Origin of the sequence: Pseudomonas sp. Sample_23 (assembly GCF_004307595.1) — a bacterium.
Classification (GTDB): domain Bacteria; phylum Pseudomonadota; class Gammaproteobacteria; order Pseudomonadales; family Pseudomonadaceae; genus Aquipseudomonas; species Aquipseudomonas atacamensis.
In genome coordinates this window covers 1-25,398 of sequence record NZ_RCNX01000032.1, presented here as the reverse complement: position 1 = coordinate 25,398, position 25,398 = coordinate 1, and the positions used below count along the sequence as shown (strand labels likewise).

Genomic DNA, 25,398 nt, shown 5'->3' with positions numbered 1-25,398 from the left:
GAAGCGATTCTCTCGCCATTTTTTGCTCAGGCGTCCGCCTTGATCACTTCGAATTTCACCTGGTCCGGATAAAACGCCACGTAGTCGCGGATCGGTGCGACGGAGACCTTCGGGTTTTCGTACGTCCACACCGCGTTGGCACCCTCATGTCCGGGCACTTGCAGGCTGAAATAGTTGGCGTCGCCCTTGTACGGGCAATAGCTGGTGTGGTCGGTGCGGGCGAAGTATTTTTCGTCGATGTCTTCGCGCGGGATGTAGTACACCGGCGGATAGTTGGCCTCATTGAGGATCAGCGCGTGGGAGGACGCGGCGACCTGGATGCCGTGGAATTTCACCAGCAGGCAGCCGCTGAGTTGTTCAACGCTGATCACGGGGCTGGGGCTTTTCATGGGGTTCTCCTGAAGACGGCGAAGAGACCGGTTCAGGTATAGCTGATGGTTGCGCAGCTCGACTGGATTACGGCCGAACGGCTAAACCTCCTGCAACGCTTTTATCTGTATATCCATACAGATAAAAGTTGCTCGCGTCGCAGACTCCAGCCATCCTGTGCGCTCCCACAAACCAACCAGCGATGGTAGCTATGCGGCTGTACCTCTGTGAAAAACCTTCCCAGGCCAAAGACATTGCGGCCGTGCTCGGCGCCAGGCGTCGCGGCGACGGCTGCTGGTTGGGGACGGACCTCACAGTGACCTGGTGCATCGGCCATTTGCTCGAAACCGCGCCGCCGGATGCCTACGACGCGCGCTACAAGCGCTGGGTGCTGGCTGATCTGCCGATCATTCCCGACAAATGGAAAATGACCGTCAAGCCGCGCACCGCCAGTCAGTACAAAGCGGTGAAACGTCTGCTTGGCGAGGCCAGCGAACTGATCATCGCCACCGACGCCGACCGCGAGGGCGAGATGATCGCTCGGGAACTGGTCGAGCACTGCCGCTATCGCGGGCCGATCCGCCGCTTGTGGCTGTCGGCGCTGGACGAGGCATCGATTCGCAAGGCCTTGGCCGCGCTGAAACCGGGAGCCGAAACCTTCAGCCTGTATCACTCGGCGCTGGGCCGTTCACGCGCGGACTGGCTGATCGGCATGAACATGAGTCGACTGTTCACCTTGTTGGGCCGGCAGTCGGGTTATCAGGGCGTGCTGCCTGTGGGCCGAGTGCAGACGCCCACCCTGCGACTGGTGGTCGACCGCGACCGCAGCATCGCCGATTTCGTCCCCGTACCGTTCTGGGCAATCGACGTGGATTTGCTGCACAACGGCACGACGTTTAGCGCGCAATGGCGCGCACCATCAGACGTTTGTGATGATCAGGATCGCTGCCTGAATCAGGCGTTGGCGCAACAAGCAGCAGCGGCGATCAACAGTGCAGCCAGCGCCCGAGTGATCAAGCTGAAAACCGATCGCATGCGTGAAGTGGCGCCCCTGCCCTTCGATCTCGGCACCTTGCAGGAAGTCTGCTCGAAAAAGCTTGGCCTCGGTGCGCAGGAAACCCTCGACATCGCTCAAGCCCTGTATGAAACCTACAAAGTCATCACCTATCCGCGCAGTGACTGCGGCTTTCTGCCATTGAGCCAGCACAGTGAGGCGCCATCGATCCTCACAGCGTTGCGTCAGGCCGATCCGAGCCTTGAACCTTTGCAGAGGCATCTCGAACCGCAGCGGCGCTCGCGGGCCTGGAATGACGCGAAGGTCAGCGCTCACCACGGCATCATCCCTACCATCGCCGCGAAGAACCTCGAACGCCTGACCGGCAAGCATCGCGCGGTGTACACGCTGATTCGTGCGCGCTACCTGGCGCAGTTCCTGCCCAATCACGAATACGATCGCACCCAGGCCGATTTCGATTGCAACGGGCAGGCGTTGCGCGCGGTCGGCAAGCAGATCATCGAAGCGGGCTGGAAGCGCGCATTGCCCGAAGCACTGGCACCGGCCAGGGGCCGCGAAGCCCCCGCGCCGCAAACCTTGCCGACCCTCAGCCAAGGCGTCGAATGCGCTGTGGCGAAAGTGAATCTCAAGGATCTTTGGACGCAGCCACCAAAACCCTACACCGAAGGCGATCTGATCAAGGCGATGAAGAACGTCGCCAAACTGGTCGAGGACCCGCTGCTCAAACAGAAACTCAAGGACACCACCGGCATCGGCACCGAAGCTACCCGCGCATCGATCATCCAAGGGCTGCTGGATCGTGGTTATCTGGTGAAGAACGGCAAGGCGCTGGCGGCTACACCTGCGGCATTCAGCCTGATCGATGCAGTGCCGCGCGCGATCGCCGATCCTGGCACTACGGCGATCTGGGAACAGGCGCTGGACATGGTGCAGAGCGGCGAGATGAGTCTGGAAGAATTCGTCACCAAACAGGCTGCGTGGATGAGCAAGCAGGTCAGCCGCTGCTCAGCTCTCAGCCTGACCATCAGCGGCCCGCCGCCAGCCGGCAAAGCCGCAGCGCCGTGGAAGAAAAAGCGCAAGTCGACGGCCAGCAAAACCGCCGGTACGCGCAAACGCACGGCGCGTCCGACGACTCGCTGAATCCCTTGAGGTTCCCTTCTCTACGTTGCTGAAACGGATCTTTTCTCATTCCAAAACAGCTTTGTCCGACAATATGTAGTGCTTGAAAATAATCACTACAAAACCGTTGACGGCATCGTTTTGCTTTTGCATGATGAAGACGTTCCCCGATCGGGAGCACTGGTAACACGCTTGAGCAAACTCGTCTGACCGCCGAGTTGTTTTTTCCGGATACACGCTGCCCACAAGGCAGATTGAAGAAGCTGACCTGGCCTGAACGTCCAGTACAAGGACGAGAAGCGCTGGCGAAAATTCTCAAGACGCCTTGTGGCCGACACTGGATTGTCGTCAAGGAGCCTCCCGGTTTTCGCTGCTTCTCCTCGTTGTGACGCTATTGCGTAGCAGTTATTCAACACGACTACATGCAACAGATGCATGACCCCGTACTTCATATGGGCGAGCGCTGACGTCCTGGTTTCGGTGCCAGGGATCAACTAACCGATAGGCTACCTGTATTAGCGAATCAACTTTGAAAGATCACCAGACTGGTCAAGGGGCATAACAATGAATCTGAACAATCAACCCACCATTGAAGAACTGGCGCGTATGTTCGCGGCGCAGAAAGACAGCCACGACAGCCATATTCTCTGGATCAGCAAGTCGGGCCAGGTACACATCGACTGCCTGTCGCCCCATGCTGGCGAGGAAGAGTTCGACCGCAACCACCAGAACCTGCTGGCCCGCCTGAAGATGTACCGCCGCGGCCACGGTTATGTCGGCAAGAAGGCTGCGGCCGACAAGGACTTCATTGGAAGTGTGCTGCAGACGCTGAAACAGGCGTGGGATTCGATGCAGAATCAGAATGAAGTTCGGGTGATTGATCGGTTGTATTGAATAACGCTTCAGTAAAAAAGGGCCTGCTTCGATAAGAAGCAGGCCTTTTTACATCCGGAACTCACCCTGCAACTTTGTGGGAGCGAGCCTGCTCGCGAATGCAGTCTTCAGGCGCAAACATCAGTGTCTGACACAGCACATTCGCGAGCAGGCTCGCTCCCACAGGTCTTGTTCATGTCGTACGCGTTTGCAGAACAAGATCAACAAACGCCAACGCCGCCGCACTGTGATAATTATTTCTGCGCCGCAACAACGCCGCGCCACGCTGTGGCGCCTCGCCTTCGACCCGCAAGCGGCGCAACGCGCGGTCTTCGCTGGCAATCGCCTCGGGCAGCATGGTCGCCAGCGGCGCATGCCGCACCACTTCCAGCAACGTACTCACCGAATTCACTTCAATCCGCACCTGCGGCGTAATCCCGTGCTCACGGAAATACTCATCCACCAATAACCGCGTAATGAAGCCCGGCGCCAGCAAGGCGAAATCCATTGAAGCCAATTCCGTCGACGTCAACACCGAAGGGCTGTCATAGAGCGGATGCCCAGGCCCGACCATGATCCCCAGCGTCTCGGTAAACGCCGGTATGCATTCGATATCGACATTGCGCACCGGCGTAAACGCGATCGCGACATCCAGCGAGTCATCCGCCAGCCCGGCCTCGATGTCGTCCATCGACAACTCGAAGATCTCCAGACGAATCCCGGGAAACCGTGCCCCGTAGTCGCGCACCAGTGGCCCGACCAGATACGCCATGAACGTCGGCGTCATCGCCAGGCGCAGCGTGCCGCGGGACAAGTCCTTCACGTCGTGCAAGGCGCGCTGCCCGGCCTCCAGCTCCACCAGCACGCGCCGCGCGCACTCGATGTAAGCCACGCCGGCATCCGTCGGCTTCACCGTGCGCGAGGTGCGATCGAACAGGCTCACGCCGAGGGTTTGTTCCAGTTGCCGAATCTGTTGCGACAGGGTCGGCTGCGACACATGCAGCGCTTCGGCGGCGCGGGTGAAGCCGCCGTGATCGGCAACGGCGAGCAGATAACGCAAATGTCGCAACAGCATGAACACCCCATCTATAGGCCGGACTTATGCGAAGCATTGTATATCGGTCTTGGACGCTATGGATTGGCCGGCGCAACATTGCTTCCACACAGCAAGCCAAACCTTGAAAGGAGTGACACCATGCAACAGTCCCACGCCTACAACGACAACAGCCTGGCCCTGACCACCCGCGTTCTCGACGCCAAGGCGAAAAAAGATCTGTCGTGGCAGGATCTTGCTGACGGCGCCGGCCTCAGCCTGGCCTACGTCACCGCCGCCCTGCTCGGCCAGCATCCGCTGCCGGAAAACGCTGCTCGAGTGGTCGGCGACAAGCTTGACCTCAACGCCGATGACGTCGCCGCTCTGCAGATCATTCCTTTGCGTGGCAGCCTCAGCGGCGTGCCGACCGATCCGACCATCTACCGTTTTTACGAAATGATCCAGATCTACGGCACCACGCTGAAAGCACTGGTTCATGAACAGTTCGGTGACGGCATCATCAGCGCGATCAACTTCAAACTGGACATCAAAAAAGTCGAAGACCCGGAAGGCGGCTCCCGCGCCGTGGTGACCCTCGACGGCAAGTTCCTGCCGCTGCGTCCGTTCTGATACGCCCGGCCCGCACCCTGCGTGCGGGCCATCTCATTTCTGCCACGAGGACACGCCCATGAAAGCCCTGATCGACGGCTTCCTGAAATTCCAGAACGAAGCCTTCCCGCAACGCAGCGAACTGTTCAAACATCTGGCCACGACTCAGCAACCCGGCACGCTGTTCATCACCTGTTCCGACAGTCGCGTGGTGCCTGAGCTGCTGACCCAGCAAGAGCCCGGCGAACTGTTCGTGATCCGTAACGCCGGCAATATCGTGCCTTCCTACAGCCCGCATCCGGGCGGGGTATCGGCGACAGTGGAGTATGCGGTGGCGGTACTGGGGGTGACCGATATCGTGATTTGCGGCCACTCCGATTGCGGCGCAATGACGGCGATTGCCCAGTGCAAATGCATGGATCACCTGCCCGCCGTCAGCGGCTGGCTGCAGCATGCCGAGTCGGCGAAGGTGATGAACGAAGCGCGCGTGCATGGCAGCGACGCGGCGAAATTGAGTTCGATGGTGCGCGAGAATGTGATCGCGCAACTGGCGAATATCCAGACCCACCCGAGTGTGCGCCTGGCCCAGGAGCAAGGGCGGCTGAATCTGCATGGCTGGGTGTATGACATCGAGACCGGCTCGATCGACGCGCTCTCTTCCGATCGCCGCACCTTTGTGCCGCTGGCCGAGCGGCCTGAGACTTGCGCGATCAGCGCGCAAGCCAGCCACGCTGCCTGACTCCCCACCGTGATCGTTCCCACGCTCTGCGTGGGAATGCCTCAAGGGACGCTCTGCGTCCAGTGACGCGGAGCGTCACGGGCTGCATTCCCACGCGGAGCGTGGGAACGATCAACAGATCAGCGTTTCACCGTGAGATCAACCTGAGTCATCCGGCTACGCACGGTAAACACGCCATCGCCGGAAAGAATGGCACTGCGCGCAAACAGGCGCCCGCTCTCCCAATTCGAAAGGCCCAGTTCCGGCTTGTTCAACGCGTACTGGCCATCAACCCAACGGGTGATGCCGTTGCCTACGAACGGGGCATTCACCGCGTTGTAGAAACGTTCCTGAACCGCCGCATCCTCGCTGATCAACGACACGGTGAATTGCGGGCTGTAACGGTTGAAGAGCGCAATCGCCTGATCCAGATCGTCAACAATCATCAGGCTGACTTCCGGGGTTTCTTCCCATTCCCACTCGCGGCCCAGGTCCGACTCGGGCAAAGACTCGGCCAGCGCTTCGGTCTGGTAACCCTCGGCGCGATAAACTTCGACCGTTGCGTTTTGCCATTCGCTTGGCAGGCAACTTTCACTGCCCGCGACGATGTGCAATTTGCAGCCTTGGCCGCGCGCAGTACCGGCGTCTTTCAAGGCATCGAGGAACAGCGGCACCAGCTCATCGGCGCGTTCGCGCTGAATCAGGCAGACGTTCAGGGTGTTGCAGACCTTGCGGTCCAGCGAGTTGCGCACCACTGCCGCGAAGCGAGTGGCGTCGGCGTCACGGTCGGCGATCAGCCACGCGCCGCCGGTGCCGTGCAGGCTGACGGCAGTGCCGGCCTGCTGGGCGATGCTGCCCAACTGACTGACCGCACGGCCCGAGCCGCGCGCCACCGCCAGCGACAGACGCCGGTCGGCAAACATCGCCCAACCGGCGGCGTGATTGACGCTTTCAACCAACGACACCGCCCCCACCGGCAAGCCGGCTTCGGCCAGTGCCGGGTTCAAGGCGTGAGTGACGATGGCTTGCGCAGTGCCCAACGCATCGCTGCCGATGCGCAGCACAGCCGTATTACCGGTGCGCAACACCCCGGCGGCGTCGGCAAATACGTTGGGTCGGCCTTCGAAGACAAAGGCTACGATGCCCAGCGGCGAGACCACTTGCTCAACCTTCCAGCCATCGTGCTCGACACTGCTGATCACTTTGCCCCGGGTCGGTGGCGCATCACGCCAGGCGCGCAGCCCGGCGATCATGTCGCGGCGCATGCGTTCATCAGCGAGCAAGCGTGTGGTCGAGCGGCCGCGCGCCTTGGCTCGCTCCATGTCGGCGCGGTTGGCGGCTTCGATGTGCGTCCAGCATTCAGGACTTTCCAGGCGCTGAGCGAACAGATCGAAAAACTGGCTGATGGCTTCATCGGAGACCGCTGACAACGCTGTGAATGCCGCAGCCGCACGCTCGATTGCCACCGAGGCGGCCTGTTGATCGGCCACGGGGATCAGCAACAACTCGCCACTGACCTGCTCGACCAGCAGATGGTCACCGGGCTGAAACCGCGCGGCCAGTTCGGGGCTGACCACGGTGACTCGGTTACCAGCGAAAGGGATCGGCGTGCCAGCGACTAGACGTTCGAGCGCAAGAGACATGAAGCGGATTCACCATGCAGAGGGCGGCCGGAAAATGTATAGAACACGATCCTGCAAAGCAACACTGCACCCGGGGGGAGCGAGCCTGCTCGCGAAAGCGGCCAGTCAGACGACATCGATGCTGAATGTACCGGCCTCTTCGCGAGCAGGCTCGCTCCCACACTGGAAATCGTGGTGTGTCTTCAGAACACCGACCAGCCAATCCTTGAGCTCAGCAGTTCCAGCGCCGCCATCCCCGCCAGCGAGTTGCCGGCCGCATTCAACTCCGGCGACCACACGCACACGCTGAACTGCCCCGGCACCACCGCAACGATGCCGCCGCCGACCCCGCTCTTGCCCGGCAGGCCGACGCGATAAGCGAAGTTGCCCGCCTCGTCATACAGACCGCTGGTGGCCATGATCGAGTTGACCTGTTGGGTCTGGCGGCGCGTCAGGATCTGCTCGCCGCTGTGCTTGCAGAACCCGTCATTGGCCAGAAAGCAGAACGCCCGGGCCAGATCGATGCAATTCATCCGCAGCGCGCAATGGCTGAAATAGCTGCGCAACACCGCCTCGACATCGTTGTGAAAGTTGCCGAACGATTGCATCAGATAGGCCATCGCCGCATTGCGCGCGCGGTGCTGGTATTCGGAGTCGGCGACCTTGCCGTCGATCATGATCTGCGGATTGCCCGACAGACGCCGGACGAAGTCGCGCATCGACAGTGTCGGCGCGGCGAAGCGCGACTGGTTGATGTCGCAGATCACCAGCGCCCCGGCGTTGATGAACGGGTTACGCGGGCGGCCGCGCTCGAATTCCAGTTGCACCAGCGAGTTGAACGGCTGGCCAGAAGGCTCGTGGCCAAGCCGTTCCCAGATCGCTTCGCCGGAGTGATCGATGGCCTGCACCAGGCTGAACACCTTGGAAATACTCTGCACCGAGAACGGCGTTTCAGCGTCGCCGGCGCAATACATTTCGCCGTCGTTACTGTACACGGCGATGCCCAACTGGTTGGCCGGCACCGTGCCGAGGGCGGGAATATAGTCAGCAACTTTGCCCTGCCCGATCAGGGGCCGGACGGCGTCAAGGATCTCGTTCAACAGCGCTTGCATGCCGGGTTCCGAAAGTCTCGCCCCATGGGATCGCGGGGACACTGGGGCTAGACGCTGCGCCCGCCGGTCGCATCACACCGGCAAGCATCAGGCAGAATGTTCTAGGCTGAAGCGGACCATTAGACACGGGAGAGCACCATGCACCTCGAAGGCTCCTGCCATTGCGGCGAAGTCACGTTCAGCCTCGACAGCGCCCATCCTTATCCCTATCAACGCTGCTATTGCTCGATCTGCCGCAAGACCCAGGGCGGTGGCGGTTATGCGATCAACCTTGGCGGCGACGCGACCACTCTCAAGGTTCGCGGACGCAAAAACATCAGCATCTATCACGCGAAGATGAAAGCTGAAGGCGATAAACGCGCCCATCGCAGCAGCGCCGAGCGCCACTTCTGCTCACTGTGCGGCAGCGGCCTGTGGCTGTTCAGCCCGGAGTGGCCAGAGCTGATTCATCCATTCGCCTCGGCGATCGATACGCCGCTGCCGGTGCCGCCGGAACGCACACATCTGATGCTAGGTTCGAAAGCGCCGTGGGTTGAAGTCGAGGCGAAGCCGAAGGATCAGCAGTTCGATGAATATCCCGAAGAATCGATCGCCCAGTGGCATGAGCGACTCGGCGTGACTCGCTGAACACCGCGCCCTTCGCGAGCAGGCTCGCTCCCACATTTGGATTGCGATTACCTGTGGGAGCGAGCCTGCTTGCGAAGGGGCCGGGTCAGGCAATATCAATCAGTCCAGATGCGCCCAAGTCATCCTGAACAGCGCCCCACCCCACACCGAATCGCCAACTTCAACCTGCCCGCCATGGGACTGCGACACCCGCCGCACCAGCGCCAAGCCCAGTCCGAACCCCCCGGTGCGCCGATCCCGGCTGGCGTCCAGTCGGGAAAACGGTTCGAAGATTTTCTCCCGTCCCTCCAGCGGCACGCCCGGGCCGTCATCGCTGACCCGCACTTCATAGTCATCGCCATTGCGCTGCAGCGACACCTCAACGCGCTGCTCGGCATAGCGAATGGCATTGCGCAAAAGGTTGATCACCGCCCGCGCCATGAAGCGCGGTTCGATGCTTACCGTGTCGACCTGGCAACCGGCGATCGACAACTGCACCCCCACTGCTTCGGCTTCAAGCGCCACACTGCCGACGACGCTGTCGAGCCAATCGGCTGCGTGAATATTTTCCCGTTTGATCACCGTCGCGCCATGCTCCAGGCTGGCGTAGGTCAGCAATTCCGAGACCATCTCCTCCAGCTCACCAAGGTCGGCATACATGTCGGCGATCAGCTCGCGGTTCTCGCTGGCGTCCGGTAGCTGTTTGAGCTGATCAAGTTCGAACGACAGCCGCGCAATCGGTGTGCGCAATTCGTGGGACACGGCGTTGGTCAATTCGCGCTGGTTGGCGATCAAGCCCTCGATGCGCGCCGCCATCAGATTGAAGTGCTCGGCCAGATCGCGGATGTTCGAGCGCCGCGACAACTGAATGCGCACCGAAAGATCGTTGTCGCCGAAACGCTCGGCCGCCAGCCGCAGCTTTTCCAGATCGCGCCAGTGTGGACGCACCCAGAAAAACAGAACGATGCCGATCAGCACTGCGAGCATCATGTAGGCTGCGGTGATGTAGAACGGCATCAGGCTCGGCTCCGGCGGCAGCTTGATGCTGAGCAACTGCGAGCCACCATCGATGTTGCTGATGAACTGCGTGTAATCGTCGCGGATCACCAACAGGTTCCGCGCGAGCTCGGCTTTTTCCTGCGGTGTCAGGGCCAGTTGATCGGCCTCGACCAGACTCAGCGACAGACCATAGTGCGCGCGCAATGAATCGAGTTTCTGTTCACGCTCGGCGCCTTGGCGGCCTTGCAGATGATCGACCAGCGACCACGCCTGACCACGCACGGCTTCACGGTTGTAATCCTGCGTCTGGCTGTCGAGCAACGCGTTGAAGGTGTGCTCGACCGCCTGCAAGGCCAGCACCAGACCCACCGTCATCACCAGAAACAGGCCGAGGAACAAGCGCAGCATCTACAGCTCCCACGCGAACGGATTGAACAGATAGCCCTTGCCCCACACGGTCTTGATGCACACCGGCTCGCGGGGATTGTCCTTGAGCTTGTTGCGCAATTTGCTGATGTAGACGTCGACGCTACGGTTGAGGCCGTCGAAGGCAATGCCGCGCATGCGATTGAGAATGTCATCGCGGGAAAGAATCTTGCCTGCCGCGCTGGCAAGCAACCAGAGCAATTCGAACTCCATGGTGGTCAGCTCGATCAGCTCACCGGTCAGGCGCACTTCCCGGCAACTGCGGTCGATGCTCAATTGCCCGAACTCGAGAAAACTCACCACGCCGCTGTCCGGCGTCTGCCGCCGTTGCAACGCCCGCAGCCGCGCGAGCAATACCGGCGGTTTGATCGGTTTGATCACGTAATCGTCAGCGCCGGACTCCAGACCGAGAATGTGATCGAGATCGTCTTCCTTGGCGGTGAGGATCACGATCGGCGTGTCCGAGACACTGCGAATTTCCCGGCAGACCTGCAAACCGCTCTGCCCCGGCAACATCAGGTCGAGCACCAGCACTTTCGGCTTGAATTCCAGGAACGCAGCCATGGCCAGATCACCGCGATGTACCGTGCGCACCTCGTAGCCGTGTTGTTCTAGAAAGTGTGCGATCAGTGCGGCGAGACGCTCATCGTCTTCGACCAGCAGAACTTTGCCGAAACCCAGGTTATCCATAACAACCGTTGCCAAGCCAAACGTGGAAGGGCCGATATTATGCTGGCATTCATCGAACAGGCGATGACGGCAGACAGCAAAAACCGGCCACTCGGGCCGGTTTTCGGTGATGTTTCATACTCTTAAGAGTTTTTAACAAATTCAGGCGGGCACACCGCTGTGGAAACGGAATTCCTCGTCCGGCGATTCGATCAGTTCCTGCTCGGCCGCACGGACGCGCTCGATCACCTGCGCGACATCCTTGGCATCACCATACTGATAGGCCAGTTTCAGATAACCCTGAAAGTGCCGCGCCTCGCTTTTCAGCAAACCGAAATAGAACTTGCCCAGTTCTTCGTCCAGATGCGGCACCAATGCTTCAAAGCGTTCGCAACTGCGCGCTTCGATGAAAGCGCCAACCACCAGCGTATCCACCAGTTTCACCGGTTCGTGGCTGCGCACCACTTTGCGCAGGCCCGAGGCGTAGCGGCCGGCGTGCAGCTGACGCAACTCGATCTTGCGCCGTTTCATGATGCGCATGACTTGCTCGTGGTGCACCAGTTCTTCCCGGGCCAGGCGCGACATCATGTTGATCAGGTCGACATGGGCGTGGTACTTGGCAATCAGGCTCAGCGCCGTGCTGGCGGCCTTGAACTCGCAGTTCTTGTGATCGATCAGCAGGGTTTCCTGATCGGCCAGTGCCGCCTGGACCCAGGCGTCGGGCGTGCGGCAGCCAAGGAATTCGTGGATTTCGGGAAGGATCATGGGGCTCACGGTAAAAGGTGTTCGAGCGAAGGGCGCCGATTATACCGGCCTGCCCGCAGACCACCAGCGGCGGCTGTTGATATGCATCAAGTCGCAGACGTTCGGGTAGCAACTATAGTTGTGCAACGCCGTGCCTTTTCTTTGCTGGAGACTCCGCTCATGCAAGCCATTCGCAGCATTCTGGTGGTCATCGAACCTGAACATGCAGAAAGCCTGGCGCTCAAGCGCGCCAAGCTGATCGCCGGTGTCACCCAGGCCCATCTGCATCTGCTGGTGTGTGACAAGAAGCATGACCACGCCGGCCTGCTCAGCGTGCTCAAGGCGGCATTGCTCGCCGAAGGCTACAGCGTGACCACCGAACAGGCGTGGAACGAGAGCCTGCACGAAACCATCATCGATGTGCAGCAGGCCGAAGGTTGCGGTCTGGTGATCAAACAGCACTTCCCCGACAGCTCGCTGAAAAAGGCCCTGCTGACCCCGGCCGACTGGAAGCTTCTGCGCCACTGCCCTACCCCGGTGCTGCTGGTAAAAACCGCCGGTTCGTGGAAGGACAAAGTGATCCTGGCTGCGGTCGATGTCGGCAATGCCGACGGTGAGCATCGGCATTTGCACAGCACCATCATCGATCACGGCTATGACATCGCCAGTCTGGCCAAAGCGCACCTGCATGTGATTACCGCGCATCCGTCGCCGATGCTCTCGGCGGCAGACCCGACGTTTCAGCTGAAATCGACCATAGAAGCCAAATACCGCGAGCAGTGCCGGGCGTTTCAGGCGGAGTTCGATGTCGATGACGAGCACCTGCACGTCGAGGAAGGCCCGGCAGATGTGCTGATCCCGTTCATGGCGCACAAGCTGCAGGCGGCGGTGACGGTGATTGGCACGGTGGCGCGCAGTGGTCTGTCAGGCGCGTTGATCGGCAATACCGCTGAAGCGGTGCTGGATACGCTGGAAAGCGATGTCCTGGTGCTCAAGCCGCAGGAGGTTGAGGATCATCTGGTGGAACTGACGGCAAAACACTGAGGATTGCCATGCCTGACTGGCGCTTTCGCGAGCAGGCTCGCTCCCACATCTGGAATGCATTTCCCTGTGGGAGCGAGCCTGCTCGCGAAGCTTTTGCTGTTCAGGCGCCGAAGGCGTCTTTCAGAAAGCCCGGGGCGATGTAGCGCTGATAATGCGCTTCCGACAGCAGGAAGAATTCCCGATCAATGGCATCGCGCAGTTCCGGCAGGTTCCAATCGCGGAACTCCGGCAGCAACACCATCCCATACGCCTCAAGATTAATGATCACCCGCGCGCCCCGGGCAATCAGCTGATAGGCCCAGCAATATTCCGACTGATGCGGTACGAAGCGGATCTTGCGCTGTTCGAGCTGCTCGCGCAGGCGCGCCGGATCGAAGATCTCGACCTTGCTTGCCATCACTTGTGACAGCAACTGCTCCAGACGCAGCCACACAGCACGCTTTTCCTCCTCGTTGTACCCGTTCCAATGGATCACTTCGTGGTGGAAACGCTTGCAGCCACGGCACACAAGGTCACCGTAAACGGTGGAGCAGAGGCCGACGCAGGGGGTCTTGATGGTCTGATTGGGCATAAATGGGCAGAACACTGAAACGCGGAACAGGCCGGCATGTTAGCCCTTTGTCGGGCATTGATCACCCCTCAAACAGCAAGGTCTCGCCGGCGTCGCAAGTTTGCTCCGGCCGCGCTGATTGCCACGAAAGTCCAATAGAGCGCGACTTACCTTTAAATTTTTTTTGCCGTAGAATCAGCCAGCCTTTTAAGGCGCCAATGTCCGTTAGAAGCTGTTTTCAAAGCGTCACGAGCACAGTCGTTCCTTCAGAGCGGTGTTGGCGAAGGGTTTTTCCAGCGGGGAAAAGCCCAACGCCAACCCTCATCAGCTCCCCGTTCTGCAGGCGTAAAACTTTGAAAGCAGCTTCTGTAAGGAATTGCCGGTAATTCTGGCCGAACGACCCACAACGTCGTGAGGCGCATGAGTACGGCAATTTCGGGATGAGCGTCCCGGACACCCATTTGGGACCACTGATGAGGGTAATAACTGTGCTTGAAGCCTACCGCAAACATATCGAAGAGCGTGCAGCCCTGGGTATCGTTCCCCAGCCGCTTAACGCCGAACAAACAGCAGGCCTGATCGAGCTGCTGAAGAACCCTCCGGCTGGCGAAGAAGCTTTCCTCGTTGACCTGATCACCAATCGCGTACCACCTGGAGTGGACGAAGCCGCTTACGTCAAGGCCGGTTTCCTGTCTGCCCTGGCCAAGGGCGAAGCCACCTCCCCTCTGCTGGACAAGAAACGCGCTGTAGAACTGCTCGGCACCATGCAGGGCGGCTACAACATCGTCACCCTCGTTGAACTGCTGGACGACGCCGAGCTCGCGCCAGTCGCCGCCGAAGAACTCAAGCACACCCTGCTGATGTTCGACGCCTTCCACGACGTCGCTGAAAAAGCCAAGAACGGCAACGTTCACGCCAAGGCCGTGCTGCAATCCTGGGCTGACGGCGAGTGGTTCAAGAAGCGCCCGGTCCTGGCCGACAAGATCAGCCTGCGCGTATTCAAGGTCACCGGCGAAACCAACACCGACGACCTCTCCCCTGCGCCAGACGCCTGGTCGCGTCCTGACATCCCGCTGCACGCCCTGGCCATGCTGAAAATGGCCCGTGACGGCATCGTTCCGGACGAGCAAGGCAAGACCGGCCCGATGAAGCAGATCGAAGAAATGCGCGGCCAGGGCTTCCCGATCGCCTACGTCGGTGACGTGGTCGGTACCGGTTCCTCGCGTAAATCGGCGACCAACTCGGTGCTGTGGTTCTTCGGCGACGACATCCCGTACGTGCCGAACAAGCGCGCTGGCGGTTTCTGCTTCGGCAGCAAGATCGCTCCGATCTTCTACAACACCATGGAAGATGCCGGCGCCCTGCCGATCGAGTTCGACGTGTCGAACATGAACATGGGCGACGTGATCGACCTGTACCCGCACGCTGGCAAAGTCTGCAAGCACGGTACCGACGAAGTCATCACCACTTTCGAAATGAAAACCCCGGTGCTGCTGGACGAAGTCCGTGCCGGCGGTCGTATTCCGCTGATCATCGGCCGTGGTCTGACCGAAAAGGCTCGCGCCGAACTGGGTCTGCCAGCGTTCGATCTGTTCAAAAAGCCTGAAGCTCCAGCTGAAAGCACCAAGGGTTTCACCCTGGCGCAGAAAATGGTCGGCAAGGCCTGCGGTCTGGCAGAAGGCAAGGGCGTGCGTCCTGGCACCTACTGCGAACCGAAGATGACCACCGTGGGTTCTCAGGACACCACCGGTCCAATGACCCGTGACGAACTGAAAGACCTGGCGTGCCTGGGCTTCTCCGCTGATCTGGTGATGCAGTCGTTCTGCCACACCGCGGCCTATCCAAAGCCGATCGACGTGACCACCCACCACACCCTGCCTGACTTCATCATGACCCGCGGCGGCGTCTCCCTGCGTCCGGGCGACGGCATCATCCACTCGTGGCTGAACCGCATGCTGTTGCCGGACACCGTCGGTACCGGTGGTGACTCGCACACCCGTTTCCCGATGGGCATCTCGTTCCCGGCCGGTTCCGGTCTGGTCGCGTTCGCTGCAGCCACTGGTGTAATGCCACTGGACATGCCGGAATCGATCCTGGTGCGCTTCAAGGGCAAGATGAAACCTGGCATCACCCTGCGTGACCTGGTTCATGCCATTCCGTACTTCGCTATCCAGAACGGTCTGCTGACCGTCGAGAAGAAAGGCAAGAAAAACGCCTTCTCCGGCCGCATCCTGGAAATCGAAGGCCTGGAAGGTCTGACCCTGGAGCAGGCGTTCGAACTGTCCGACGCCTCGGCCGAACGTTCGGCTGCCGGTTGCACCATCAAGCTGTCGAAAGAGTCGATCACCGAGTACCTGCAGTCCAACATCACCCTGCTGCGCTGGATGATCGGCGAAGGCTACGGCGATGCGCGTACCCTGGAACGTCGTGCTCAAGCGATGGAAGCCTGGATCGCCAATCCTGAGCTGATGGAAGCCGATGCCGACGCCGAATACGCCGAAGTCATCGAAATCGATCTGGCCGAGATCAACGAGCCTGTGCTCTGCGCGCCGAACGATCCGGACGACGCCCGTCTGCTGTCCAGCGTTGCTGGCGAGAAGATCGACGAAGTGTTCATCGGTTCGTGCATGACCAACATCGGTCACTTCCGCGCTGCCGGTAAACTGCTGGATCAGGTCAAGGGTCAGCTGCCAACCCGTCTGTGGCTGTCGCCGCCGACCAAGATGGACGCTCACCAACTGACCGAAGAAGGCTACTACGGCATCTACGGCAAGGCTGGCGCTCGCATGGAAATGCCAGGCTGCTCGCTGTGCATGGGTAACCAGGCACGCGTTGAGCCGAACAGCACCGTGGTCTCCACGTCGACCCGTAACTTCCCGAACCGTCTGGGCGACGGCGCGAACGTCTACCTGGCCTCGGCCGAGCTGGCGTCCGTTGCTTCGATCCTGGGTCGCCTGCCGACCGTCGAGGAGTACATGGAATACGCTGGCAAGATCGACAGCATGGCGGCCGATGTCTACCGCTACCTGTCCTTCGACCAGATCGCCGAGTTCCGTGAAGCTGCTGCGAACGCCAAGATACCGGTCGTTCAAGCCTAACGCTGCAAGGCAATAAAAAACGCCGCCCATCGTGAGATGAGCGGCGTTTTTTTTGATCGTTCCCACGCTCCGCGTGGGAATGCAGCCCCGGACGCTCTGCGTCCCCAAGCGTGACGCAGAGCGTCACAAGAGGCATTCCCACGCAGAGCGTGGGAACGATCAGTCATTACACAGCCAGCTTGTAAACCAGCGCCGAAATCGCCACCAGCCCGACTGCCGTAACAAATACGTTCGACGCCTGACCGCGATAGCGCGCCATCGCTGGCACCTTGCGAATCGCGTACATCGGCATCAGGAACAGGATTGCCGCAATCACCGGCCCACCGACGGTTTCGATCATGCCCAGGATGCTCGGATCAAGCGTTGCGACGATCCAGCAGATCACCAGCATGAACGCCGCCACGATGCGATCCAGCGCCTTGGCGCCCGGACGTCTGCCGCTCTTGACGATCAGGCCCTTGAGGCCTTCGCTGGCCCCGATGTAATGACCGAGGAACGACTTGGATATCGCCACAAACGCAATCAACGGCGCCGCAAACTCGATGGTCGGGTTGCTGAAGTGGTTGGCCAGGTACGACAGGATCGAAAGATTCTGCTCTTTCGCCTCAGCCAGTTGCTCCGGCGACAGGGTCAGCACGCAACTGAATACGAAGAACAGCACCAAAATGACCATCAATGCATGAGCGCGCGCGAGGATCTGTGAGCTGCGCTCGTCGGCGTGCACACCGTAACGACGCTTCTGGTCCATCGCGAACGCCGAGATGATCGGCGAATGGTTGAACGAGAACACCATCACCGTAATCGCCAGCCACAGCGTGTGCAGCAGCGCTGACGGCGCCGGCACTTGCGACGCGGTGGCGAGGATGCCGCCATTCCAGTGCGGAATCAGGTACACGGCAAGGAACAGCAGCGCAACGATGAACGGATAGACCATCAGGCTCATGGCTTTGACGATCGCCTGCTCACCGCAACGCACCACGGCCAGCAGGCCGAGAATCAGCACGAACGACAGCAACGCGCGCGGCGGCGGCGTGATGTGCAGTTGGTGTTCGAGGAAACTGGCGACCGTGTTGGTCAGGCCGACACTGTAGATCAACAGGATCGGGAAGATGGCAAAGAAGTACAGCAGCGTGATCAAGGCACCGGCCTTGATACCGAAATGCTGCTCGACCACTTCGGTAATATCGGCACCTTCGCGACCGGACAGCACAAAACGGGTCAGGCCACGGTGCGCGTAAAACGTCATCGGGAAGGCCAGCAGCGCGAGGATCACCAGCGGCCAGAAGCCCCCCAGCCCTGCGTTGATCGGCAAAAACAGGGTGCCGGCGCCAATGGCCGTCCCAAACAGTCCCAGCATCCAGGTGGTGTCCTGGCGATTCCAGCTCGAAAGTTCAGCGGGTGCTGCTGCGTCGAAGCGCTTTTCGAGGCTATTGGCCTGATCATTCATCCGGTCGGATCTCCGCATTCCGGTCACTTGCCACTCGGTCAGGACGCGTCGGAAAAAACCGACAGACATGCTCCGGCCGAAACAGGGGCGCGATTCTCCGTGATAAATCAATGCAAGCAAAGACTTAGCTGAGGAATGGTTGTGCGGAGCAGACCGATGGGGAGTCGTTTTCGGAATGCTTTTTGCCGTTTCCAGCTACGCTGCATGTCGTTTTCTGGCAGTTTTTCCGGCACCGTGCGCAGCCGGAACGATCAGATCAATCGAGCGACCAGAAAGCCAAACGACATGCAAAGCAAGGCAAGACTCAGCAATGCAAGGATCGGAACGATGTCGCCTCGCTGCTTGAGGCGTAACCTTTCTACGTACTCGTCGTGCTCTCGATCGGAACGGTCAATCATGGCTTGGCGGTCGAACGTACTCATGGTGATTTCCTTTTTCGCGGGTAACGGGTTGGATAGAGCGAAACGCGCACATTCATAACTTGAGCGAAAGGCCGATCAAGGCCGCTGTGGCGGTCAACATTCCGGCCACTACCGCAACCGGGTAGAAATAGGTTTCCCATTTCATCTTTTTTTCTTCCGCCACAAGTTTTTTCCTCTCGGCCACAAGCTTGCGTATTTCATTCATCAGCTTGTCCAGTTCGAGGTTTTCCCGGTCGTTTTGAAGCATTCGCCTTCCCTGGCTGGTGGCAGCTATCGCGCAAGCTGCTCTGAGGCGTGATGATTTCGCATCCATACGGGTGCTGACCAGCAGACGCATCTGCCATTCCCGTAGGCAAAATCCGCGAGTCACGTAAGCCGCCTCATACACGGAATTTGCAATATTCCAGACCAATTACCTGCCAGAACCCTGACCTTGATCTAGCGTGTGAGAAGCCATAACCCAAGGAGCCCCCATGCCACTGGTCCGCGTCGACATCCAGCAAAATCCCGATCCCACTTTCGCCAGGCGCATCGGCGAACAGATCTACGCCGCTCTGCGCAGCTGTATCGATGTGCCCGAGCACGACAACTTCCAGATTCTCAACGAACATGACGCCCAGCATTTCGTTTATGACCCGCAATACCTCGGCATCCAGCGCAGCGACGGCGTGGTGTTCATCCAGATCACCATCAGCGAAGGGCGCAGCGTGGAAAAGAAACAATTGCTGTTCAAAACCATTGCCGAGCGCCTGCATGCGCAACTGGGTATTCGCCTGGAGGATGTGTTCATCAATCTGCTGGAGGTAAAGAAAGAGAACTGGTCGTTCGGTAATGGTGTTGCGCAATACGTCAGCTGATGGGTCGTGCGCCATGCCTGCGTACTTGCTTGTTCCACGAACCCGTCCAGAATCAAAGCACCACTGCTTGAATGCAACGATTGCCAAGCCGCTGCGGATTCAGCACTCTGAGTCGACTTTCGCGACCCACCCGCCGCCAATCACAGGAGCCGCGCAATGCCCGCAACCGTTCTGGTACTGGTTGAAACGATCAATGACTATCTGCCGATTCTTGAGCATCAGGGATTCCACCTGATCCTTGCACCAACGCCAGCCGAACGCGCGCAAGCCATCGCCACCCATGGCAGTCGCATCGACGCCGTGCTCACTCGCGGCCCACTGGGCCTGACTGCGCAAGAGATCAGCGCCCTGCCCGCCCTGAAAATCATCACGGTGATCGGCGCCGGTTATGAACAGGTCGACCTGCAAGCGGCCAGCGACCGCGGGATCACCGTCACCAATGGCGCCGGTGTCAACGCCTCGTCAGTGGCCGATCATGCGATGGCATTGCTGCTGGCATTGGTCCGCGACATCCCGCGCTGCGATGCCGCCGTGCGCCGCGGTGAATGGCCGAAAATCATGCGCCCGTCGCTGGCCGGCAAGCGTCTGGGCATCCTCGGGCTGGGCGCCGTGGGCATGGCGATTGCCAAGCGTGCGGAGCTGGGTTTCGACATGCAGATCAGCTACCACAACCGCCAGGTGCGCAGCGACGTCGCTTATGCGTTCTGCTCGACACCGACCGATCTGGCGCGAGCTTCGGACTTTCTGGTCGTTGCCACGCCGGGTGGCATTGCTACTCAACATCTGGTCACGCGAGCCGTGCTCGATGCCCTCGGCCCCAAGGGTTTTATCGTCAACATCGCCCGCGCCAGTGTTATCGCTACGGCAGACCTGATCACCGCACTCGAGCAACGTCGTATAGCCGGCGCAGCGCTGGACGTGTTCGATCACGAACCGGAAGTGCCTGATGCCCTGAAACACCTCAGCAACGTTGTGCTGACTCCCCACGTCGCCGGGCTCTCCCCCGAAGCCACCCAAGGCACCGTTGAACTGGTGGGGAAGAACCTGATGGCGTTTTTCTCCGGGCAACCGGTGCTGACGCCTGTCGCCCTGCCGCCAAAACTGAGTAACCAGCGCGTGCATTAACGGGCGCGGCATCGTCGAACCGCGCCGATCTTTGCCCCATTCTCAAAGTTGATTATCCAGCAACACGCTAACCTATAAGACCGACCCGCGCTTGTGAGCACCCGAGCGCGCCATTAGATTAGCCAATGATGTCTGGCCTCCAAAATAAGCAGAAGGGATAAGCATGGCGCTTACTGACCAGTCCACCCGGATCCGCGCGGGCGAAGAACTCGATGCCAGCCTGATCGATCCGTACCTCAAGGCGCACATTCCCGGCCTGACCGGCACTCCGCAGATCAGCCAGTTTCCCGGCGGCGCGTCGAACCTGACCTACCTGCTGGAATACCCTGAGCAAGAATTCGTTCTGCGCCGTCCGCCGTTCGGCCACAAGGCCAAATCCGCCCACGACATGGGCCGTGAGTTCCGCATTCTCAACCAACTGCGCGACGGCTTTCCGTATTGCCCGAAGGCCTACGTCCATTGCACTGACGAGGCCGTCATCGGCGCCGAGTTCTATGTGATGGAACGGGTCAAAGGCATCATCCTGCGCGCCGAACTGCCGCCGGAACTGGGCCTTGATTCGGCGAAAACCGAAGCACTGTGCAAAAGCTTCATCGACCGCTTCGTCGAACTGCACCGGGTCGATTACAACGCCTGCGGCCTCGGCGACCTGGGCAAGCCCGAAGGCTACGTCGCGCGGCAGATCAAGGGCTGGAGCGAACGCTACGAAAAAGCCCTGACCCCGGACGCGCCGCACTGGGAAGCAGTCAAAGCCTGGCTCAACGACAAGATGCCGGCCGACCACCCGACCTCGAGCATCGTCCACAACGACTATCGCTTCGACAACGTCATCCTCGACCCGGCCAATCCGATGCAGATCATCGGCGTGCTCGACTGGGAACTGACCACCCTCGGCGACCCGCTGATGGACCTGGGCAACACCCTCGCCTACTGGATCGAAGCCGGCGACCCGGCACCGGTGCAACTGATGCGCCGCCAGCCAAGCCACGCACCGGGCATGCTGACCCGCCGCGAATTCGTCGACTACTACGCCGAGCGCGCGGGCATCCGCATCGACAATTTCGACTTCTACTACACCTACGGCCTGTTCCGCCTGGCCGGCATCGTGCAGCAGATCTACTACCGCTTCTACCATGGCCAGACGCAGGACAAACGCTTCGCGCAGTTCATTCACATGAACAAACTGCTGGAGCAGATGAGCCTGCAGGTCATCCAGAAATCCAGCCTCTGATCCGGGCCAATAACAAGACTTCCAACAAGGGAAACCCATGTCCAAGACTCAGTTGTTCGACCTCGACGGCAAAATCGCTTTCGTCTCCGGTGCCAGCCGTGGCATCGGTGAAGCCATCGCCAAACTGCTGGCCCAGCAAGGCGCCCATGTGATCGTCTCGAGCCGCAAGCTCGAAGGCTGCCAACACGTCGCCGACGCCATCACCGCCGCCGGCGGCAAGGCAACAGCCGTGGCCTGCCACATCGGTGAGATGGAGCAGATCAGCCAGGTCTTCGCCGGGATCAAGGAACAATTCGGCCGCCTCGACATCCTCGTCAACAACGCCGCGACCAACCCGCAATTCTGCAACGTACTCGACACCGATCTGGGCGCGTTCCAGAAGACCGTCGATGTGAACATTCGTGGCTATTTCTTCATGTCGGTCGAAGCCGGCAAGCTGATGCGCGAAAACGGTGGCGGCAGCATCATCAACGTCGCCTCGATCAACGGCATCTCCCCGGGTATCTTCCAGGGCATCTATTCGGTGACCAAAGCGGCGGTCATCAACATGACCAAAGTCTTCGCCAAGGAATGCGCGCAATTCGGCATCCGCTGCAACGCCCTGCTCCCCGGCCTGACCGACACCAAATTCGCCTCGGCGCTGGTCAAGAACGATGCGATTCTGAAACAGGCACTGACCCAGATCCCGCTCAAACGCGTAGCCGACCCAAGCGAAATGGCCGGCGCGGTGTTGTACCTAGCCAGCGATGCGTCGAGCTACACCACTGGCGTGGCGCTGAATGTGGATGGCGGATTCCTGTCCTGATACCTGTCCCGTGTGGGAGCGAGCCTGCTCGCGAAAACGTTGTGTCAGTCAGCTATGTTTTGACTGATACCACGCCTTCGCGAGCAGGCTCGCTCCCACAGGGTCACTGCTGGGTTCCAGGCCTCGTGCAATCGAGGAATCGCGAGTGTTATTGGGTTATGCAACGGGTAGTGGTGATGTGGCGCGTCACCTGCCCATCGACATACATATCTCCGGCAACCTCAGTATTCTCCAGCACCTCACACCGACGTTCCGGCGGAGGCGGCGGCGCGACAGGCGCAGGGGGTGGAGGACTGGCACAACCGGTTAACAACACTGCAAGAAAAGCCAACGGCAATACGCGTTTCCCAGGATTATTCATAGGACGACCCGCGGTAAAGGGAGACAAACTCCCGCAACCCAACCGGCCGCGGAAGACCTGACCACTCATTCTTTATAGCTGAGCGCCTTGTTAGCGCCAGTGGATTGGGGAGATTGGCTGGGATTGGCTGTCGGTTTTGCGGGGATTTTCCGGCAGAGGGCTGGATTGAGATCATCGTTGCAGGCAAAGGTCGCATCGCGAGCAGGCTTACTCCTACAACAAGACTGAGTACAACCTCAAGAAACAGGTCGGCTGACAGGCCGCCTTCGCGAGCAGGCTCGCTCCCACAGAAAATCAAAATCAAAAGATCGCAGCCTTCGGCAGCTCCACACGATGAGCGTTAGCTCGAGTAAAGCTTTTGATCCTGGAGCCCGTCGGCAGGCTGAGTGGAGGGATTGATCCGGGCGTGGGAGCGCAGCGACCGTACGACGCAGTCGTACACAGCGGAAGGAGGTGCAGCGAAGCAAACCGTAGCCGCTGCGCCCGGATCAGTCCCGGAGCGAAGGAACCCGAGCCTGCGAGGGCCGAACGCAGGAGCAAGCCTTTTCGGTTACCTTTTCGGCGTCTGGAAAAGGTGACTCGCCGTAAGGGCGAAACCGCCAGCCGCAACACCCGCAGAAACGGATATACACCCAACCCCCCAGAGCATGGCCGGCCCAAAGGCCGCCAAGACCAAAGCGCGCTTAAGCCAAATCCGGATCCCGCGAAGAACGCAAGGAATTGCTCTCAAGCTCATACCGCAACTCATCCACCAACGCCTCGACCGCCCCAGGCGTACGCAGCGAAGCCAGATCCAGCCCGCTGATCACCAGATCCACCTGCCCCGAATCCCGGTGATACAACTTGACCGTCAGCGAATGATCACCATCCACCGAACACTCACAAGCCAGCGGCGCAAAACTGTGCTCGAGCCGAGCGCGCAACTGCGCAAGATTCATCATTGACGTTGTTCCTATGACTGTTTCAGAAGGGGCACGATCGCAAACCCGAAATGGTCTACACCGCACCCCACCAGCCTAAGAACACAACGTCTTGGCCAATACATGAATTTGCACCCTTGTAACTAGTGCATTTGCACCCCTCAGCGCTGGCCCTTGGTGCCCCACTCTCCCGAAAACAAACCGCGCTCCCGAGCCCAGACGATCGCCTCGCTGCGGCTATGCACATCGATTTTCGAGTACACAGTGGCAACATGATTGCGCACGGTATTGGGCGCCAGTTTCAACCGCGCGGCGATCTCCTTGTCCGCCAGTCCTTCACAGATCAAGCCCAGCACATCGCGTTCACGGGCCGTCAGGTCAGTGAACGAGGCACTTGGCAGCTGCGGCGAGTTGATCTTCTTCACATTGGCCAGCTTCTCGATCAGCGTCCGGCTGAACCACGACGCATCCTTCATCACCTCTTCGATCGCCGCGACCAGCTCCAACTCAGTGCGCTTGCGCTCGGTCATGTCCATCAGCACCAGCAAATAGCAGGACGTGTCGTGAATGTTCACGGTGTCGGCCGAGACCGCACATTCCAGCAACTCCTCGTCCTTCTTGCGCACCGGCACATCTACCCGATCCACCCGACCGTTCTTCGCCAACGCCGACAATAACCGGGTGCGCGCGCCGTCATCGTGGATGAAGCTCAATTGCGTCACGGTTTTGCCGAGTACGTCATCGCTGTCATAGGCCAGGGTATCGAGGAATGCCTGGTTGACGTCGATGACCTCCTGCTTTTCAGCGGTGCAGATCAGAATCGGCACCGGAGTCAGACGAAAAGCCTTGGCAAAGCGCTCCTCGCTCTGACGCAAGGCCACTTCGACCCGGCGCCGGGGCTCCATGTCGACGAAAGAGAACAGCATGCAATTCTCGTCGTTGAGCAGCAACGGCTGACCGGCAACGATCACCTGTTTACTGCCACCGTCGGGGAGCCGCAGTTCCGCCTGCATCTGCGGAATGGTCGCGACATCGCGCAAGCGCTGAACAGCCAGATCGCGCTGATCGGCCTGCTCGAAGATATCGATTTCGTAAGCCGAGGTGCCGATCACCTGATCGCGGGTATAGCCGGTCATTTCCAGAAAGCCCGGGTTGACCTTGATGTAGCGCAAATCGCTGAGACGACAGATCACTGCCGGCGCGGGGTTGGCGTTGAAGGTTTTTTCGAAACGCTGCTCGGCGTTGGCCCAGTCGGTAACGTCGCTCATGATCAGCACCAGCGACTCGGGCTGGCCGACGCGGTCGGTCAGCACCATGCTGCGCACGCTGTGCACCCAGACCCGCTCCGGGTCGTCCACGGACGAGACTTCGATCAGCACATCATTGAACGCCTCGCAGCGGGCGACACGGCTGATCGGGTAGTTGTCCGGCGGCAAAACATGATTGTTGCGATAGCGCAGCGTGAAGCGTTTGGCATACTCGTCGGCGTTGCTGCCCAGATCACCGATGGTGCTGACACCGTGCATGGTCAGCGCCGCTTCGTTGGCCCAGAGAATGCTTTTGTCGAGTTCCAGCAGAATCACCCCGTCCGACAGCCCGGCGATGATCTGCTGCAACTGGCGAC

General features: G+C 59.9%; 24 protein-coding genes. 11 read left to right on the top strand and 13 right to left on the bottom strand.

Annotated features, from left to right (window positions below; all coding sequences use genetic code 11):
* Positions 1-26 precede the first annotated feature (26 nt).
* Positions 27-389 carry a DUF427 domain-containing protein gene (locus D8U82_RS06500; RefSeq protein WP_039763140.1) on the bottom strand — a complete coding sequence of 121 codons (363 nt, stop codon included), beginning with the start codon at positions 387-389 and terminating at the stop codon, positions 27-29.
* 191 nt (positions 390-580) lie between these two features.
* Here D8U82_RS06500 and D8U82_RS06495 point away from each other — a divergent pair, with 191 nt between their 5' ends.
* Both D8U82_RS06495 and D8U82_RS06490 read left to right on the top strand, forming a co-directional pair.
* The gene (locus tag D8U82_RS06495) at positions 581-2,524 is read left to right on the top strand and encodes a DNA topoisomerase III (protein ID WP_130901906.1); all 1,944 of its coding nucleotides are present in this window, start codon (positions 581-583) and stop codon (positions 2,522-2,524) included.
* A gap of 543 nt (positions 2,525-3,067) precedes the next feature.
* A complete protein-coding gene (locus D8U82_RS06490; RefSeq protein WP_041480831.1) occupies positions 3,068-3,397 on the top strand; it encodes a hypothetical protein in 330 nt (109 codons plus the stop codon).
* Between the two features lie 172 nt (positions 3,398-3,569).
* Here D8U82_RS06490 and cynR read toward each other — a convergent pair whose 3' ends face one another.
* The gene (gene cynR / locus D8U82_RS06485; protein WP_130901905.1) at positions 3,570-4,451 is read right to left on the bottom strand and encodes a transcriptional regulator CynR; all 882 of its coding nucleotides are present in this window, start codon (positions 4,449-4,451) and stop codon (positions 3,570-3,572) included.
* A gap of 120 nt (positions 4,452-4,571) precedes the next feature.
* Between cynR and cynS the strand changes: the two genes are divergently transcribed.
* Positions 4,572-5,039 (top strand): cyanase, encoded by a 468-nt coding sequence (gene cynS, locus D8U82_RS06480; protein ID WP_130900439.1) that lies wholly within the window; start codon positions 4,572-4,574, stop codon positions 5,037-5,039.
* 58 nt (positions 5,040-5,097) lie between these two features.
* Positions 5,098-5,757: a carbonic anhydrase gene (locus D8U82_RS06475; protein ID WP_130901904.1), complete on the top strand. Its 660-nt coding sequence runs from the start codon at positions 5,098-5,100 to the stop codon at positions 5,755-5,757.
* Positions 5,758-5,876: 119 nt separating this feature from the next.
* Here D8U82_RS06475 and D8U82_RS06470 read toward each other — a convergent pair whose 3' ends face one another.
* Complete coding sequence (locus D8U82_RS06470; RefSeq protein ID WP_130901903.1) at positions 5,877-7,379, bottom strand: aldehyde dehydrogenase family protein; 1,503 nt, start codon at positions 7,377-7,379, stop codon at positions 5,877-5,879.
* Positions 7,380-7,561: 182 nt separating this feature from the next.
* Positions 7,562-8,470 carry a glutaminase B gene (glsB, locus tag D8U82_RS06465; protein WP_024013269.1) on the bottom strand — a complete coding sequence of 303 codons (909 nt, stop codon included), beginning with the start codon at positions 8,468-8,470 and terminating at the stop codon, positions 7,562-7,564.
* Between the two features lie 138 nt (positions 8,471-8,608).
* On the opposite strand from glsB, the gene D8U82_RS06460 reads away from it, so the two are divergent.
* Positions 8,609-9,097, top strand: coding sequence for a GFA family protein (locus tag D8U82_RS06460; protein ID WP_130901902.1), 489 nt, complete (start codon positions 8,609-8,611; stop codon positions 9,095-9,097).
* A gap of 99 nt (positions 9,098-9,196) precedes the next feature.
* Here the strand turns inward: D8U82_RS06460 and D8U82_RS06455 are convergent, their stop codons facing one another.
* The 3 genes from D8U82_RS06455 to miaE all read right to left on the bottom strand — a co-directional run bounded on the left by D8U82_RS06455 (position 9,197) and on the right by miaE (position 11,935).
* Positions 9,197-10,483, bottom strand: a complete 1,287-nt coding sequence (locus D8U82_RS06455; protein WP_130901901.1) for an ATP-binding protein — start codon at positions 10,481-10,483, stop codon at positions 9,197-9,199.
* Positions 10,484-11,191 carry a winged helix-turn-helix domain-containing protein gene (locus tag D8U82_RS06450; RefSeq protein WP_130901900.1) on the bottom strand — a complete coding sequence of 236 codons (708 nt, stop codon included), beginning with the start codon at positions 11,189-11,191 and terminating at the stop codon, positions 10,484-10,486. It lies immediately after the preceding gene.
* A 141-nt stretch (positions 11,192-11,332) separates the two neighbouring features.
* Positions 11,333-11,935 (bottom strand): tRNA isopentenyl-2-thiomethyl-A-37 hydroxylase MiaE, encoded by a 603-nt coding sequence (miaE, locus tag D8U82_RS06445; protein ID WP_016775115.1) that lies wholly within the window; start codon positions 11,933-11,935, stop codon positions 11,333-11,335.
* 159 nt (positions 11,936-12,094) lie between these two features.
* Between miaE and D8U82_RS06440 the strand changes: the two genes are divergently transcribed.
* Positions 12,095-12,958, top strand: a complete 864-nt coding sequence (locus D8U82_RS06440; RefSeq protein WP_016775117.1) for a universal stress protein — start codon at positions 12,095-12,097, stop codon at positions 12,956-12,958.
* Between the two features lie 100 nt (positions 12,959-13,058).
* On the opposite strand, the gene D8U82_RS06435 is transcribed toward D8U82_RS06440, so the two are convergent.
* Complete coding sequence (locus D8U82_RS06435) at positions 13,059-13,529, bottom strand: DUF1289 domain-containing protein (RefSeq protein WP_024013275.1); 471 nt, start codon at positions 13,527-13,529, stop codon at positions 13,059-13,061.
* A gap of 467 nt (positions 13,530-13,996) precedes the next feature.
* Here D8U82_RS06435 and acnB point away from each other — a divergent pair, with 467 nt between their 5' ends.
* On the top strand, positions 13,997-16,606 hold the full coding sequence (acnB, locus tag D8U82_RS06430; protein WP_130901927.1) for a bifunctional aconitate hydratase 2/2-methylisocitrate dehydratase: 2,610 nt from the start codon (positions 13,997-13,999) through the stop codon (positions 16,604-16,606).
* 166 nt (positions 16,607-16,772) lie between these two features.
* On the opposite strand, the gene D8U82_RS06425 is transcribed toward acnB, so the two are convergent.
* The 3 genes from D8U82_RS06425 to D8U82_RS06420 form a co-directional block, all read right to left on the bottom strand.
* Complete coding sequence (locus D8U82_RS06425; RefSeq protein WP_024013278.1) at positions 16,773-18,053, bottom strand: HAAAP family serine/threonine permease; 1,281 nt, start codon at positions 18,051-18,053, stop codon at positions 16,773-16,775.
* 251 nt (positions 18,054-18,304) lie between these two features.
* The gene (locus tag D8U82_RS28060) at positions 18,305-18,475 is read right to left on the bottom strand and encodes a hypothetical protein (RefSeq protein ID WP_016775119.1); all 171 of its coding nucleotides are present in this window, start codon (positions 18,473-18,475) and stop codon (positions 18,305-18,307) included.
* A gap of 52 nt (positions 18,476-18,527) precedes the next feature.
* Positions 18,528-18,722, bottom strand: a complete 195-nt coding sequence (locus tag D8U82_RS06420; protein WP_016775120.1) for a hypothetical protein — start codon at positions 18,720-18,722, stop codon at positions 18,528-18,530.
* A gap of 226 nt (positions 18,723-18,948) precedes the next feature.
* Here D8U82_RS06420 and D8U82_RS06415 point away from each other — a divergent pair, with 226 nt between their 5' ends.
* The 4 genes from D8U82_RS06415 (at position 18,949) to D8U82_RS06400 (ending at position 22,493) form a co-directional block, all read left to right on the top strand.
* Positions 18,949-19,332 carry a tautomerase family protein gene (locus D8U82_RS06415; protein WP_016775121.1) on the top strand — a complete coding sequence of 128 codons (384 nt, stop codon included), beginning with the start codon at positions 18,949-18,951 and terminating at the stop codon, positions 19,330-19,332.
* A 156-nt stretch (positions 19,333-19,488) separates the two neighbouring features.
* Entirely contained in the window at positions 19,489-20,457 is a 969-nt protein-coding gene (locus D8U82_RS06410) for a 2-hydroxyacid dehydrogenase (RefSeq protein ID WP_024013281.1), read from the top strand.
* Positions 20,458-20,620: 163 nt separating this feature from the next.
* Positions 20,621-21,688 carry a phosphotransferase family protein gene (locus D8U82_RS06405; RefSeq protein WP_130901899.1) on the top strand — a complete coding sequence of 356 codons (1,068 nt, stop codon included), beginning with the start codon at positions 20,621-20,623 and terminating at the stop codon, positions 21,686-21,688.
* Between the two features lie 37 nt (positions 21,689-21,725).
* On the top strand, positions 21,726-22,493 hold the full coding sequence (locus D8U82_RS06400; RefSeq protein ID WP_024013283.1) for an SDR family oxidoreductase: 768 nt from the start codon (positions 21,726-21,728) through the stop codon (positions 22,491-22,493).
* Between the two features lie 1,044 nt (positions 22,494-23,537).
* Here the strand turns inward: D8U82_RS06400 and D8U82_RS06390 are convergent.
* Together D8U82_RS06390 and D8U82_RS06385 are read right to left on the bottom strand one after the other, a co-directional pair.
* On the bottom strand, positions 23,538-23,795 hold the full coding sequence (locus tag D8U82_RS06390) for a DUF1652 domain-containing protein (protein ID WP_024013284.1): 258 nt from the start codon (positions 23,793-23,795) through the stop codon (positions 23,538-23,540).
* A gap of 140 nt (positions 23,796-23,935) precedes the next feature.
* A partial coding sequence (locus D8U82_RS06385; RefSeq protein ID WP_130901897.1) for a helix-turn-helix transcriptional regulator occupies positions 23,936-25,398 on the bottom strand: 1,463 nt, incomplete at its 5' end.